8 protein-coding genes are annotated in these 15,360 nt (G+C 76.7%); 6 read left to right on the top strand and 2 right to left on the bottom strand.

The window, feature by feature from the left end; all coding sequences use genetic code 11:
* The first annotated feature begins 31 nt into the window (after window positions 1–31).
* From G7Z13_RS32910 to G7Z13_RS32885, 6 genes are all read left to right on the top strand, one after another.
* The gene (locus G7Z13_RS32910) at window positions 32–205 is read left to right on the top strand and encodes a hypothetical protein (RefSeq protein WP_166004361.1); all 174 of its coding nucleotides are present in this window, start codon (window positions 32–34) and stop codon (window positions 203–205) included.
* A 164-nt stretch (window positions 206–369) separates the two neighbouring features.
* Complete coding sequence (locus tag G7Z13_RS32905) at window positions 370–1,224, top strand: DUF4132 domain-containing protein (protein WP_166004359.1); 855 nt, start codon at window positions 370–372, stop codon at window positions 1,222–1,224.
* Window positions 1,221–6,518, top strand: coding sequence for a hypothetical protein (locus G7Z13_RS32900; RefSeq protein WP_240926434.1), 5,298 nt, complete (start codon window positions 1,221–1,223; stop codon window positions 6,516–6,518). Before G7Z13_RS32905 ends, G7Z13_RS32900 begins: the two co-directional genes overlap by 4 nt.
* Window positions 6,519–6,769: 251 nt before the next feature.
* Window positions 6,770–7,963: an AAA family ATPase gene (locus G7Z13_RS32895; RefSeq protein ID WP_166004358.1), complete on the top strand. Its 1,194-nt coding sequence runs from the start codon at window positions 6,770–6,772 to the stop codon at window positions 7,961–7,963.
* A gap of 11 nt (window positions 7,964–7,974) precedes the next feature.
* Complete coding sequence (locus G7Z13_RS32890; protein WP_166005530.1) at window positions 7,975–11,916, top strand: DUF5682 family protein; 3,942 nt, start codon at window positions 7,975–7,977, stop codon at window positions 11,914–11,916.
* On the top strand, window positions 11,913–13,730 hold the full coding sequence (locus G7Z13_RS32885; protein WP_166004356.1) for a hypothetical protein: 1,818 nt from the start codon (window positions 11,913–11,915) through the stop codon (window positions 13,728–13,730). Before G7Z13_RS32890 ends, G7Z13_RS32885 begins: the two co-directional genes overlap by 4 nt.
* Here G7Z13_RS32885 and G7Z13_RS32880 read toward each other — a convergent pair.
* Window positions 13,721–14,650 carry a cytochrome c oxidase assembly protein gene (locus tag G7Z13_RS32880; RefSeq protein ID WP_166004354.1) on the bottom strand — a complete coding sequence of 310 codons (930 nt, stop codon included), beginning with the start codon at window positions 14,648–14,650 and terminating at the stop codon, window positions 13,721–13,723. The genes G7Z13_RS32885 and G7Z13_RS32880 overlap by 10 nt on opposite strands.
* Window positions 14,650–15,216, bottom strand: coding sequence for a DUF2243 domain-containing protein (locus tag G7Z13_RS32875; protein WP_166004352.1), 567 nt, complete (start codon window positions 15,214–15,216; stop codon window positions 14,650–14,652). The genes G7Z13_RS32880 and G7Z13_RS32875 overlap by 1 nt, the downstream gene beginning before the upstream one ends.
* Between the last annotated feature and the right edge of the window lie 144 nt (window positions 15,217–15,360).

Raw genomic sequence — 15,360 nt, 5'->3', positions numbered from 1 at the left:
CGGACCCCGGCCGTACGGAGGGATGAGAGACATGACCGTCCCCGACGAGAACCGCCCGAAGACGGGGAAGACCGAGGACACCTCGGCCACGCGCCCCGACCAGGAGCGCGGCCAGGCGAAGCACGAGGAGGGCGCCGGCCGCAGCATGCAGGAGGCGCTGGAGGAGGCAGGCGTCAGGTCGGAGGACTTCGAGGAGGAGAAGTAGCGGCTCACGGGCCAGGAGAAGCCCTGAAGCCCCTGCGCCCGGAGACCCGGCGCCCCGAAGACCCGGGCAAAAAGGAGAGCGCCGTCTGACCCCCGAACCCCGTTGTCAGTGCCCTGCTCTACAGTTCCCGTCACTTGATCACTGCGGGTGCGGGAGGCACATCGATGGGGTGGGTGTCGGCCGGCGGCTATGAGGTCGCCCTCGACGACGGCAAGGTGGTGTGCCGCAACGCGGCCGGGCGGAAGTTGAAGTCCGTACCGCCGAAGATCGCCGATGATCCGGCGGTGGTGGGGCTGCGTCAGCTCGCCGAGTGGCTGGAGCGCCACGAACGGCAGTGCCTGGCCGACGTGGAGCGGTGGATGGTGCGCTCGCTCCCGGTGCCGTTCGCCGTCCTGGTGCGGGTGTGGCCGGACCCGGCGTGGCGGGCCGCCCTGCGCGACCTGGTGGTGACGGGGGCGGACGGCGCGGTCGCCGGGTTCCTGCGGGACGCCGACGCCGAGCGCGGACTCGGCGTCGTCGACCTCGACGGCGACACCGTCCGCCTCACCCCGCGACTGGTGCGCCTGCCGCACCCCGTGCTCCTCGACGACCTGGAGGAGCTGCGGGAGTTCGCCGTCGAGCTGGGCGTCGAACAGCGCGCCCAGCAGCTCTTCCGCGAGGTGTGGCGGCGGCCCGCCGCGCTCGACGCCGAGGCGACCTCCGTCGAGACCTACGCGGGCGGCGCCTTCAAGGAACTGCGCTTCCTGCACGGCCGGGCGACCCAGCTCGGCTACCGCGTGCGCGGCGGCCACGCCGTGTGCTCCGTGCTGGAGGACGGCCGTACGGTCGAGGCCCGCGTGTGGGTCGGCGACTACGACGGCTACGAGGAGACGGAGACCGGCCCCCTGGTCTTCACCGACCCGGCCGGCCGAGTGCTGAAGCTGGGACGGATCGGACCCGTTGCCTGGTCCGAGGGCATGCGTATGGCGGCCGCACTGTATGCCGGGCGCGATATCGAGGACGAGGAGCGCGCGGCATGACGGTCGACGACGCGATCACGCACGACGGATCGACCCACGAGAGGTCGGCGTACGACGGGTCCGCGAACGGCGGCGCGGTGCACGACGGGTTCACCTACGACGCCGCCACGTCGGCCGCGCTGCTTGACGCCGGCGCGATCCTGCCCCCGGGCACCACGGACCGCGAGGACGCCGACGTCCTGACCGTGCGCACGTACACGCACCCCGCGCTGGACCAGCGGACGATCGTACGGCTGGTGCCGGGCACCCTGGGCGAGGCGGAAGACCTCGCCATGGACTTCCTCGGACTGGTCCGGGACCCGGAGACCAGCGAGGTCGGCCAAGTGCGCCGCGAGGCACTGGGTTTCCCGGCGTGGGCCCTGGTCAACGACCCGGCGAACGGCCACCACGCGCTGGCGCTGGTGAAGGACGTCGAGCGGCTGGCCCGGCAGGCCAAGTCCCGTCCCGGCACCGCCAAGGAGGGTTTCGAGGCGCTGGGCGAGCGGCTCGGCCGGGCCGTGCCGCACTTCCTGCCCACCTTCTACGAGCAGGCCGCCCGCGTCTTCCTCCAGCACGACAACACCACCTACGCGGCCGCCTTCTTCGGCAAGGCCCGCGAGGCGGAGCGGGTGCACGCGCTCGCCGTGGACGAGGAGCGGCAGCGTGCCGTGTTCCTGGAGTTCGCCTTCGCCGGCGCGCTCACGGTGAAGGCGCTCAAGGAACATGTGAAGGCGCTCTCGGCGCGGCTCAGCCCCGCCGAGGCCTGGGCGCAGTTCCGGCAGCTGACCGTGGAGCGCTGCGCGGCCGGTATGCCGCCGTACGCGTCGCTGCCCCAGGACGCGCGCGCCCTGATCAAGGCCGCGGGCCTGGACCGGCTCACCGAGGAGTGCGCCCTGGTCGCCGACCTGCTCGCCTCCCCCGCGGCGGTCCGGGCTCCCGCGTCCTTCTGGAACACCTACCGGGCGACGCTCGTCACCCTGGCCCAGCGGCAACCCGCCGTACGGGCGCGGTTGTTGGAGATCATGCCGGCCGGTCTCGGCCGCTCTCTCGACGACGACGAGTTCTGGCTGGCGCTGCTCGCGGAGACCGGCGCCGAACGGCTGCTGACCGGCGAGACCGGGAGGGCGGACGGGACGGCGGACGGGACGACGAACGGCCCTCACGGGACGGACGGTTCCGGCGGGACCGACGGAGTCGACGCGGCGGAGTGGCTCGGCCGCTGGGCGCTGCACCGCAAGCACGGCGCCGCGTACAGCATGCTCTCCCCCGCCACCCTCGCCCTCGTGGAGCGCATGGCCCCGCGGCTGCGCGCCCAGGGCCGCCCCGTCGACCTGTTCTCCGGCCGCTGGCAGGCCGGTGCCGACCTCGACCTGCTGGACCTGTGCGTCGCGCAGGGCATACCGCTGACCCTGCCCGCGGCCGACGGGAAGGTCTTCCTGCCCCTCAGCCAGTGGCTGCAGGAAACCCGGCCGGAGCGACGGGACCTCACGGCCGTCGCCGCGCATCCGCACTGCCGGCGCCTGCTGTACACCGCGGTCGGCAACCTGAGCGGCCACCGCCCCGGCCCGGCGCTGCTGGACGGGCTGGCCGGGCACCCGGTCCTCGCCGACGTGCTGCGCGAGTGGCTGGACGACGCGGCCGCCGAACTGGCCGGCGCGACCACCCTGCCCGCCGTGGGCGCCGCGCTGGAGCGGCTGCGCCCGTTCCGCGCGGTCGCCGCCCGGATCAGCCCCGAGGCCGTCGCCCGGGTCGCCGCGGTCGAGCTCGCGCCGCTGCTCGGCCGCACCCTGCGCGCCGGCATCCCGGACGAGCTGGGCTGGCCCGCCCTCGACGAGGCGCTGCGGCGGCTGGACGCGGAGACCCGCACCGACCGCGACGACAGTCTCACCGTCCAGGAGGCCTGGCCGGCGCTGATCGTCGCCCGCCGGGACAAGGCGATCGTCGTGGGCCCGCAGGAGATCCTGCTGGAGCACGACCTGCGCCTGCCCGTGCCCCTGGACCGCTGGCAGCGCCCGTCGTTCCGTTACACCGACGGCGAGCTGCTGGTGATGTGGTGGCACGACGGCAAGCACTACGGCTACTGGTCGGCGCGCCCGTCGGAGGTGTTCCCCCTCGGCGGCGAGCGGTTGCAGCGCTGGTACGGCGGCGGGGAGGCGGGCGAGACCTCGATCCCGCTGCCGGGCGGCGGCCGCGCCACCGGTGGCCGCGCCCTGCACGCCGGCGACACCGAACTGCCGCCCGCCCGGCCCGTCCTCGGCGACGGCACCTCGTACTGGCGCCAGGGCCGGCAGGGACGGCAGCAGGTGTGGCTGGAGTACGACCCGGCCACCGGCACGCACGGGCGCGCCTCGCTGCCCGCGTTCCTGCGGACCGGTATCCGCGAGGGTGCCACCCTGGTCCAGCAGCACTGCTCGGTGCTGCCGCTCCAGCCGGGTCTCGAGCACAGCCCGTTCGGCACGGACGGCACGGTGCTCGGCCGCTGGGTGCGCACCGAGGGCGAGGGCGACGAGGCCCGCACCACCGTCGGCACGCCGGACGGCCGCACCGTCACCGTGGCGACGGCGCACGGCCGGATGCCGGGCGTTCCGCTCGGCGCGCTGCGGCTGCCCGGCGGCGCCGAGCCGGTCGCCGTCGCACTGCACCGCCAGATCGCCTTCTTCACGGCGGACGGCGATGGCGACGGCGGCGTGCGGGAGACGGGCCGGGTGACGGCGCTGTCGCGCGGCGGGGAGTTCGCCGCGGGAACGCGGCTCGTTCCCCCGGCCGACTTCTGGCACGCGCTGCGGCCCCGCGACGAGGCCGCGTCGGCGCTGCTGCGGGCGCTGAGCGACGCCGAGGCGGGCGAGGTGCTGCGCGCCGGGGCTCAGGCGCTGGCCGAGCGGCAGGCGAAGGCCGCGGCCGCGGCGGCCCTGGCGAAGGCCGGGGCGGCGGCCACGGGCGGGACCGGCACAGCGCGTGCGCGGGCCGCGCGGACGACGTCCGCGGCCGGGAACGCCACGGGGGCCGCCGCCGGGCAGCCCGCCGTGCCGTCCGCCGAGGCGGTCCTGCGGGAGACCGTCTCGCGCTGTCTGCCCGCGCTCACCGAGCCGCACGTGCTCGCCGGTGTCGCCGGGGTCACGCGTGGCGCGCTGCGCCTGGCGGAGTCGATCGCCACGTTCGTGGCGCCTCCGGTGCAGCGGCCGGAGGTCGACGTCCAGCGCGCCGAGGGCATGTTCGCCGACTACCGCCCCGAGAACGGCGACGACCAGACCCTGCGCGAGGCCGTGGCCGGGCTCGCCGTCCTCCCGGGCTGGTGGGGCAGCGACCAGCGCTGGAACGCGCTGCGGCAGATCCGCGCCGTGAACCACGTCCTGTCGGGCAAGCCGGCCGACGGCAAGCCCCTGCCCGAGTCCGCCCGGCTCGCCGGCGCCGGGGCTGTGACGGCCGCCGGGACCGCTGGAGCCACCGTGACCGGTGGGCCCGCCGGCGGGTGGCGCAGCGACGAGTTCACGGTTCCCCTCATCGGTCTGCTGTGGCCTTCCGTGCTCAAGCTGCTGCGCCCGCTCGCCTACCGTGCCGCGTCGCCGACCGTGACGCCGACGCACCGCGAGGCACTGCTGCTGCTCTTCGACGCGATCACCGAAGGGCCCCTGGCCGCGTCCGCCGGGGCGCTGCGCGAGGTCGTGCTGAGCGAGCCGCACAGCGGGCAGGAGCGGGCCGGCCAGGTGCTGCGCCGGGACGGCCGTACGGTCGTCGTCCTCGGCTGCCAGAGCGTCGACCACCGCGACGGGCGTGTGCACTGGCTGGCCCTGGACCACGACCCGGCCGGTGTGTTCGGCGCGGTCGCGCACCTCACGCTGGAGCGGGAGACCGCGTACCCTCCGGTGTTCCCGGCCGACGCGCTGGCCGCGGTGACCGCACTGATCCGCGAGAAGGGGCCCGCGCCCTGGCAGCCGGACGCGCCCGCCGCCCTGGTCGCCGCGACGCGGGACGGACTGGGGCCCGTGCAGGCCGCGCTGCTGGTCGCGGGCAGACCGGCCCAGCTCACCGACGAGGTGATCGCCGCGACCGGTCTGAAGCCGCGGCAGAAGGAGCTCGGCGACACGCTGCTGGGCTGGCTCGCGCCGGACGACCGGACGGCGCTCGTCGGCGCGCTGCTGCCCGAGAACCCTGCGGACCTGTGGACGGCCGGGCCGGACACGGCGGCGGCGGGCCGGGTGTGGGCCGAGCGGCTCGCCGGGGTCGTCCGCCTGCCCGAAGAGCTGGCCGGGGAGCAGTCGCTGGCCGGGCTGCCCACGGGTTCCGCCGAAGAGGTGCTGAACCCGCAGCGCACGCCCTGGCTCAGCCGCACCACCGTGCAGCGGCTCGGCAAGGACGGCGAGCTGGTGGCGGAGGACCCGCAGGCGGTGCCGGGCCGCTACGACCTGTCGCGTGCCGTGGCCGCCCTGACCGGGCTCGCCTACTCCCTGCCGTACGGGCATCCCCTGCGCGCCGCCCTGCCCGGCGCGCTGACCGCGCTGCGCCGCCGCGTCGCGGACCCGGGGCTGCTGCTCGACCTGGACCTGGCGTGGACGGAGAAGGGCACGTCGGCCGCCGTGGAACTGCGCAAGGCGTACGGCATGCCGGCGGCCGGCGGTGCCGACGCGCGGGGGCTGACCGCCGTGGGCGAGGCGCTGGTGCTGCGGCCCTGGTACGGCGAGCACGAGGCCGTCCTGGTCCGCACGGGTGCCCTCACGAGCGCGGACGACCCGGTGTTCGGGCTGGTCGAGGGTCTGATGGGGCCGGCGCAGGGCCACGGCATGCGGGCGCTGCGGACGATCCTGAGCGAGGACCTCACCCGCGCGGTCGCGGCCGGGACGGATGCGCGGGAAGCCACCGGGTACGCCCAGGATCCGGCCGTCAGCGTGCCCGGCCTGGTCGCCGAGGTCGCTCGGGCGCACGGTGTGGGCGAGGACGCGGCGGCGCTCTATCTGCAGCTGCTGGCCCTGCCCGACCCGACGGACCGCAACTGCGCCCGCTGGACGGGCTGGAAGCCCGCCCGCATGAAGAAGGCGCGCACGGAACTCGCGGCGAGCGCCCTGGTCGTCGAGGCCAAGCGGGCGCGCGCCGGACGCACGCTGTTCCTGCCGTGCGGCTGGCTCGACCTGAAGTCGCCCGCGCTGCCGGTCGAGGTCTGGAAGCAGGGCCTCTACCCGGTCGGCACGCACGCCCGCGCGGTGCCGCTGATACCGGTGCCGGAGCTGTTCCAGCGCGCCTGGGACCGCGTCCGCGCCGGTGACGCCCCGGCCTACGAGGAACTGACCACCCGCGCGACCCGCAAGGGACGCCGCAGGTGACCGCGACCGACCGGCCTCCGGCCGCTCCCCAGTCACCTGCGGTCACCGCCTACCAGTCACCTGCGGTCACCGCCGATCAGTCACCTGCGGTCACCGCCGACTCGCCGGTGGCGGCCGTCGACCAGCCGTCGGCCGCCACCGGTCGATCGCCGACGGCCGCCCGCTCACGTGCGGCTGAGGGCCCGCCACGGCCGGCCGACAGCCCTCCGCACCCGACCTCCGTCCACCCGCGTCCGGAAGAACCCCAGCCGATGACCACCACCCTCTCCCCCGCCCCGGCCCCGTCCCCGTCCCCGTCCCCGTCCCGTCAGATCGTCCCGCCCGAGGACCGGTACGCGACCGAGCTGGCCTTCCTCGCCGCGTACGACGACGGGCCGCGTCCGCCCGCGTGGCGGCTCACGCCCCGCGCGGTCGTCACGTTCGTCATGGGCAGCGACGGGCAGGCCCTGAAGCTGCTGGACGACGCGCAGGTGCCGGACGGCGTGCCGCGCCGGCTGGTGGTCGAGGGGAAGTTCGTCGGTGACCGGGCGCTGGTCGAGCGGTGCGTGGTGACGCTCGCCGGGGAGCGCGGTCTGCTGCTCGTCGGCGAGCCCGGCACGGCCAAGTCGATGCTGTCGGAGCTGCTGTCCGCCGCGGTGTGCGGCACCAGCGGCCTGGTGGTGCAGGGGACGGCGGGAACGACCGAGGACCAGCTCAAGTACGGCTGGAACTACGCCCTGTTGCTGGCGCAGGGCCCGAGCCGGAAAGCGCTCGTGCCCTCCCCCGTCCTGACCGCGATGTCGCGGGGCGCCATCGCCCGCGTCGAGGAGGTCACGCGCTGCCTGCCCGAAGTGCAGGACTCCCTGGTGTCGTTGCTCTCCGAGCGGCGGATCGCGGTGCCCGAACTGGCGGGCACCGAGGACGCCCTGGCGCACGCGGCGCCCGGCTTCAACCTCATCGCCACCGCCAACCTGCGCGACAAGGGCGTCTCCGAGATGTCCGCGGCCCTCAAGCGCCGCTTCAACTTCGAGACGGTCGGCCCCATCGGGGACATCGACGCGGAGATCGCGCTGGTGCGCGGCCAGGCGCAGGCCTCCGTGGCGCGCGCCGGGGCGCCGTTCCAGGTCGACGACGCCGTCCTGGAGGCTCTGGTCACCGCCTTCCGGGACCTGCGGGAGGGCCGCTCGGCGGAGGGCTGGGAGGTGGAGCGGCCGTCCACGGTGATGAGCACCGCGGAGGCCGTCTCGGTCGCCGGGGCGCTCGCGCTGGCGGCGGCGTACTTCCCGGGCGACCGTGACGTGCTCGGCCTGCTGCCGGGGCATCTGCTGGGCGTGGTCCGCAAGGACGACCCCGCGGACGCCGCCCGGCTGCGCGGCTACTGGGACGGTCCGGTGCGGCGCCGCGCCGAGCAGGGTTCCGCCACCTGGCGCACCCTGTGGGACCTGCGTACGGTCCTGGAGGGCTGAGCACCGTGTCCCTGTCCCCCAGGCCCGCCGCCGCGACCGGCGCGCCCTCTCCCGGCGGTGCGCGCCTCTCGCCCGACGAGGCGCTCGCCGCGCTCACCTCCCCGTCCGCGCCCTGCCTCATCGGCGTACGGCACCACGCGCCCTCCCTGGCCGCCGCCGTGCCGGCGCTGCTGGACGCGGCGAAGCCGGACGTGCTGCTCGTCGAACTGCCCGCCGAGATGCAGGAGTGGCTGCCCTGGCTGGGGCACGCGCAGACGCGGGCCCCGGTCGCCCTGGCCGCCGCGCCCGGCGACGGCGGCGGCGCTGAGGGGCCGGCGTTCTACCCGTTCGCCGACTTCTCGCCCGAGCTGGCCGCCGTGCGCTGGGCCGCCCGGCACGGGGTGCCGGTGGTCGCCTGCGATCTGCCGCTCGCCGACCGCGCGTGGCGTGAGGGGCGGCCGACCGCGGGGCGCCATCCCGGCGGCCCCGGTCTGGGCACCGCGCTGCGGGCCCGGCTGACGGGGCGTCCCGGGGACGACCTGTGGGACCGGCTCGTGGAGGCCACGGCTCCCGGCTCCCCGCCGGAGGCGCTGCGCCGGGCGGCCCTGCTCACCGGGTGGGCGCTGCGCGAGGACGCGATCGCCTCCGGCGGGGTGCCGGAGCTGGACCTGCGGCGCGAGCAGTGGATGCGGGACCGGCTCGCCGAGGCGACGGCACGGGGCGAGCGGGCGGCCGTGGTGGTCGGTGCGTTCCACGCTCCGGCGCTGGTGGGACAGGACACCGGAAGTGACGGATCCGGTGCGGGGGTCGTACGACGGGACGCCGCGGGCACTGATTCCGCTCCGGCGGCCGTGCGGCGGGAGGCTACGGACACCGATTCCTCCCCGGCGGTCGCACGGCAGGACGCCGCGGGCACCGGTGCCGCCTGGACGACCTCGCTGATCCCGTACACGTACGCCCTCCTCGACGAGCGGTCCGGCTATCCGGCCGGCATCCGGGACCCGGAGTGGCAGGACATGGTCCTGCGCGCGGCCGGCGATCCGGCGGCGCTGGAGGAGGCGCTGACGCGGGCGGCCGTCCGCGTCTGCGCCGAACTGCGCGCCCTCGGCCACCCCTCGGGCCCCGCCGACGCGCGCGAGATCAGCCGGCTCGCCTCGGACCTGGCCCGGCTACGCGGCCTGCCCGCGGCGGGCCGCGGTGAGCTGGTCGAGGCGGTGCAGACGGTACTCGCGCAGGGCGAGCCGTACGGGCGCGGCCGGGCGGTCGCGCGGGCGATGGAGCGGGTGCTCGTCGGCACGCGCAGCGGGCGCCCCGCCCCGCAGGCGCCGCGCAGCGGTCTCGCCCCGGCGGTCGAGGCGGAGGTGGCGCGGCTGGGCCTGCCCGGTCCGGAGACGGGCGGTTCCGGCACCTCGCGCGACCTGCGGCTGGATCCGCTGCGCTCCGGCCTCGACCGGAGCCGGGAGCTGCTGCTGCGCCGGCTGACGGTGTGCGGAGTGCCGTACGGGGAGGCCAAGGAGGTCGTCGGCGCGGGCGGCACCGAGGCGCTGACCACCCGCTGGGTGGTGCGGTGGACGCCCGCCACTGCGGCCATGCTGACCGCGGCCGGCGTGCGCGGGGTGACCGCCGCGCAGGCCGCCGAAGGGGTCCTGCGGGAGCGGTGGCGCGCCGAGCGGGACGAGGGCGGACCGACGGCCGCGCAGGCTGTCGCGGGACTCGGGCAGGCGGCGGAGTGCGGCCTGCCCGGACTGGCGGACGAGCGGCTCGACGAGGTCGCGGACGTCCTGCCCCAGGCCGGTACCCTGCCGGAGCTGCTGGCCGCGCTGGCCCTCCTGGACCGGCTGCGGGCCGGGCACGTTCCCGGGCTGGACTCCGAGGCGCACCGGGTGGCGAGGGTGACCGCCGTCGCCGAGCTGCTGACGGCCGCGGCGGTACGGCAGGTGGACGGGCTGACCGGGTCCGAGGACCCCGCCGACGCCCGCGCCCTGCTCGAACTGGCCCACCGGGCGGACGTGCCGGGCGGTATCCGGCTCGCCGACGCCCTGGCCCGCCTGGCCGCCGACGGCTCCCCGCTGATGCGCGGTGCCGCCGGTGCCGTACGCGTGCTGCTCGGGCAGGAGGACGCGCGGGCCTTCGGCGACCGGGTGGCCTCCTGGGTCGACGGGGCCACCGACCCCGACTCCCGCGCCGCGCTCACCGCCCGGCTCGGCGGACTGCTGACCGCCGCGGGTCCGCTGCTGGAGGCGGCGGCGCCCGCGCTGGAGCCGCTGCTCGCCCGGGTGTCCGAGCTGCCCGACCGGGCCTTCCTCGACCGGCTCCCCGCGCTGCGCGGCGGCTTCGACACCCTCAGCCCCGCGGCCCGCGACCGGCTCCTGGCCGCCGTGGAGCAGCGCCTCGACACCCAGCGGGTCACCGACACGCACGGCGTCGACCCGGCGGCGCTCGCGCTGTGGACCCAGGCGGACTTCGCGGCGCGCGAAACCCTGCGGTCACTGGGCCTCCTGCCCACGCCGAGCGCCGGCCCGGAGGGGGACGGCGGCCTGGTGGGGGACAGCGGCCTGGTGGGGGACGGCGGCCTGGTGGGGGACGGCGGCTCGGCAGAGGACAGCCGCCCTGCAGCGAACGGCCATCCGACAGGGGACGTAGACCCGGCAGGGAACGGCGGCCCGGCAGAGGACGGCCGCCCGGCAGGGGACGAGCCGACACCGAACAGCCACCCGACGGGGGACACCGCCCCGGCACGGACCGCCGCCCCGGCCGGGGCCGGCAAGCCGGCAGCAAGCGCCGCGCCCGGCGGCACCGTTCCGCCGGCCGGCGCGACGGCCGACGCCGGCGCCGCTCTCCCGGCCGCACCCCGAACCGACGATCACCACGTCGCCCCCGCCGACCGCTGGCGCCTGCTCCTCGGCCGCCGTACGGAACGGCTCCCGGCGTCCCTGGCGCCGCTGGCGACCGCGCTGGACGAGCTGTACGGCAGCGGACGCGGTGAGGGCAGCCGCGGGGACCTGACGGGCCGGGGAAGCGGCGGCGGGCGGGAGGCACCGTATCCCGGCGTGCGGGAGTGGTCCGAGGAGCTGGCCGCGCTGTTCGGGCCGGGCATCCGCGAAGAGGTGCTGGCCGCGGCCGCCGCGACGGGCCGCCGGGACGTGCTCGCCGAGCTGGACGCGGACAGCGTGCGGCCCTCGGTGGACCTGCTGCGGACCGTGCTGCACCACGCGGGCGGGCTGCCGGAGGCCCGGCTGGCCGCGCTGCGCCCGCTCGTCCGGCGCCTGGTCGACGCGCTGACCCGGCAACTGGCCACCCGTCTGCGCCCCGCCCTGCACGGCACGGCCCTCCCCCGCCCCAGCCGGCGGCCCGGCGGCGGCCTTGACCTGCCCCGCACCCTGCGGGCCAACCTGGCGACCGCGCGCCGCGCCCCGGACGGCACGGTCCGGGTGATCCCCGAGCGGCCCGTCTTCCGCACCCGGGCGCGCCGGAGCGCCGACTGGCGGCTGATCCTGGTCACCGACGTGTCGGGGTCCATGGAGGCGTCCACGGTGTGGGCCGCGCTGACCGCCTCGGTGCTGGCGGGCGTGCCGACGCTGTCCACCCACTTCCTGGCGTTCTCCACGGAGGTCATCGACCTCACCGGGCACGTGGACGATCCGCTGTCGCTGCTGCTGGAGGTGAGCGTGGGCGGTGGTACGCACATCGCGGCCGGGCTGCGGCACGCGCGTGAGCTGGTCACCGTGCCGTCGCGCACCCTCGTCGTGGTCGTCAGCGACTTCGAGGAGGGCTATCCGCTCGGCGGTCTGCTCGCCGAGGTGCGCGCGCTGGTCTCGGCCGGCTGCCATGTCCTGGGCTGCGCCAGCCTGGACGACACGGGCCGGCCCCGCTACTCCACCGGGGTCGCCGGTCAGCTCGTCGCCGCGGGGATGCCCGTCGCCGCTCTCAGTCCGCTCGAACTCGCCCGCTGGGTAGGGGAGAAGATCGCATGAGCCCGGATCTGCCTCCGGTCGCCCCGTCCGTCACCGCCGAACTCGTCGAGGCGCTCTCGCCGCGCCTGCGCAAGCGGCTGGACGCCGGTGTCGCCAAGCTCGCGGCCCGCCCGGTGGTCCGTGCGGGCGACCTCGTACGGATCGCCGTCGACGACGAGACGGACGTCGTCCTGCACCTGTCCGGCGGGGCGGTGTCCAGCGCGGACGCGATCCGCTGCGGTTGTCTGCTCGCCCCCGACTGTCTGCACCGCGCGGCGGCGGCCTGCGCCGCGCCGGTCGCCGAGCATCCCCCGGCAGCCGAACCCGCCGAACCCGCCGAGGCCGGGAACGAGCCGCGCGCGACGGGATCGGAGCCGGAGGCGCCGCCGCGCTCGGGACAGCCGGACGGGGCGGCTGGGCGCACCGGGCGCCCGGAGCCCGAGTCGGCCACCGAGGACCAGCGCGCCGCCGCCGCAGCGGTGCACGCCGCGACGGCCGCCGTCCTGGAAGCCGGCACGGACGGTGCCGGCGCCGTGCTCCAGGCGGAGCTGCTGCGCGCCGCGCACACCGCCCGTCTCGCCGGCCTGCCCCGGCTCTCCGCCGCCGCGGTCTCCGTGGTGACCGGGGTGCGCGCGGCCCGCTCCGCCGACCCCGCATACCGCCTGGCCGACCTCGTCGCCGCGCTGGCCGGCACGCTCGGTGTCACCCACCGCCTCCCGGACGCCACGGGCGAGGACCTGGGCGCACTGCGCGGCACGGTCCGGCAGCCGTACCGCCCGGACGGCTCGCTGCGGCTGTACGGCCTGTTCTCGGAGCCGGTCCTGACGGCGACGGGCTACGCGGGCGCGGTCACGTGGACCGCCGACGCCGACGGCCGTCTGTACTCGGTGTCGGACGTGGCACCCGGCGGGCCCGCCCGGGCGACCGGCGCCGCCGACCGGACCGTACGCATCGGCGACACCGCGCTGACGCACCGGGAACTGTCGCGGGCGGGCCTGGCCGTGTCCGGTGCGACCGTCTCGCCGACCGGCCGCCTCGGCGCGGGGGCCGCGGTACGGGCGGTCCGCGCGGCCGGAGCGCATTGGCGCGCCGAGCCGCTGGACCGGCTGTGGGCCGTACCCGCCGCCGAGCAGGTCGCCCAGACGCTCGACGGCGCACGGGACCTGCTGTTCCTGGAGGTGACCGTCCTTGGGGCGGTCCGGGAGACCGCGGGCGACTGCCTGCTGGCCGACTGCGCGGGCGTAGCCCTGCGGCTGGTGACGGGCCACGACGATCCCGCGCTCCCCTGCCGCGACAACCTGCGCCTGCTCGCCGCCGCCCGGGGCAGCCGGCTCCGCGTCGTGGCCCGGCTGGCCCGGGGGCCACTCCCCCGGGCCCTGCTGCTCGCCGTCGAGCACCCCACCGATCCGACCGCCCACGTCGACGCCGGCCTGGACCGTCTCCAGCACGCGGACCTGCCCGCCGACGCGGCCCCGGCCCCGCCCGTGGTCCTCCCCGCCGCGGACGAGGCCCCGCTGCACCTGCTGCGCCGCCGCGTCCACCAGGCGGTCTCCGGAGGCCGTCGTGTCCTCGCCTTCTCCCACGGGGATGCCGCGGACGGCGCGCGGCTGCGCCGGCTCGGCCTCGCCACGGCAGGCGGTCTCCTCGACGACCTGCACGCCACCGCCGCCCACCGCTCCCGTGACGCCTTCGGGCGTCTCCTCCCCTCCGACAGCGCACCGTTCGCCCGCGCCTGGCTCGCCGCAGCCGTCTACACGGACACGGTCGAGAAGGCGCTGTGCGCGCAGGCGTGGGGGGCCACCGCGGACCGGGTGGCCGCCGCCACTCACGCGTAGCCGGTGCGGGGCGCCGGCGCACGCTCCGGGGGCGCGGGGCGGGGCTGTGGGCGCCAGGTGGCGAACAGGGCGCCGGCGAGGAGGAGTTCGGCGATGTCACCGCCGTAGTACATGATCTCCCCGCCTGTCCGGATCTCGTGGGCGGGGGCGTCGATGTCTGTCCAGAAGCCGCCGTAGATCAGCTGGGCGACGACGGCGTGGGCGGCGATCGCGATGCCGACGTAGACGAGACGGGTGCGTACGCCGGGGCGGGACGGGGCGGGGTCGACGCCGGCGATGACGTAGGCGAACAGGCAGCCGGCCAGGAGGAAGTGGACGTGCAGCAGCCAGTGGCCGGGCGGTGAGGCCGTGGCGGTGGTGTAAAGGGGGGTGAAGTAGAGCGTGGCGAGGGTGCCGACGGACAGGGTGAGGGCGACGGCCGGGTGGGCGAGCAGCCGCGCGGGGCGGCTGTGCAGCACCGTGGTGACACGCCGGGCGCGGGCGGCCGGCAGCGTGCGCAGCAGCAGGGTGACCGGGGCGGCGAGCACCAGGGCCAGCGGGGCGTACATGCCGATCAGCAGGTGCTGGACCATGTGCGCCCGGAAGTCGTCGTGCGCGGCCGTGGCCGTCGGGGGCAGCAGGGCCACGGCCAGCAGCGCCAGGCCGGTGAGGAAACTCGCGGTGCGCCGGCGGCTCCAGCCCCGGACGGGGTTGCGGCGGCGGGCCCGGTGGACCAGCCACAGGTAGGCCGCCGCGCAGGCCAGGAGGGCCAGTGCGGGCAGCACGACCTCCGCTGCCTCCGCCAGGCCGCCGCCCGCTCCGTGGCCGGGTGCGGGGTGGTCGTGGGCCAGGCGGCCGGGGGTGGGGCGGTCGTGTGCCGGGTGGCCGGGTGGAAGGTGGCCAGGTGCGGGGTGTCCGGGTGCAAGGTGGGGGGATGCCATCAGGCGCTCCGCCGCCGCTCTGACCGCCGGTCACCGGAGGCGTCGGGGTCGAAGGGCCGGCCGCCGCGTTGCAGGGCCCAGCCGCCCGCCATCAGGAGCGCGCCGAGGAGCAGGAAGCCGAGGTCCCACCAGAGCTGGCCGTCACCGGCGTAGACGTGGTGAATGCCCAGGATGTGATGGTCCAGGACGCCTTCGACGAGGTTGAACAGTCCCCAGCCGACGAGCATCCAGCCCCACAGCACCCGCGACGTCCACACCCGGCGCCGGTCGCGGGTCACCCGGGAGTAGAGCAGGGCGAGCCCGCTCAGGACGGCGAGCCAGCACACGACGTGGAAGACGCCGTCCCACACCGTGTTCATCTGCAGTCCGGGCACCGTGTCGGGGTCGTAGTACTTCAGTCCGATGCGGTCCTGGTCGGTGCTGGTGAGCATGTGGTGCCAGCGGAGAAGCTGGTGCAGCACGATCCCGTCGGCGAATCCGCCGAGCCCCACGCCCAGCACGATCCCCGGCAGCCTGAGACCGGCCGGCAGCGCGGGCGCAGCCGCCTCTCTCGTGGTGGAAACCATCTCCCCGCCTCCGTCCGTCGGCACACCCACGCGTCACCGGGGCGGGTTTCCCGTCCTGCGCGGCGGCAACCGTCGGAGGGTCGGGAATCGGCCCGCCCGCCGGACGGGGGCGCGCCCGGCCCCGTGGCAGGGTCCGAACGGCAC

It is taken from the genome of Streptomyces sp. JB150 (assembly GCF_011193355.1).
In the GTDB taxonomy this organism is placed as follows: Bacteria; Actinomycetota; Actinomycetes; order Streptomycetales; family Streptomycetaceae; genus Streptomyces.
Note: the sequence above shows the minus strand (reverse complement) of the source record. Positions and strands in the feature narration are given on the sequence as shown.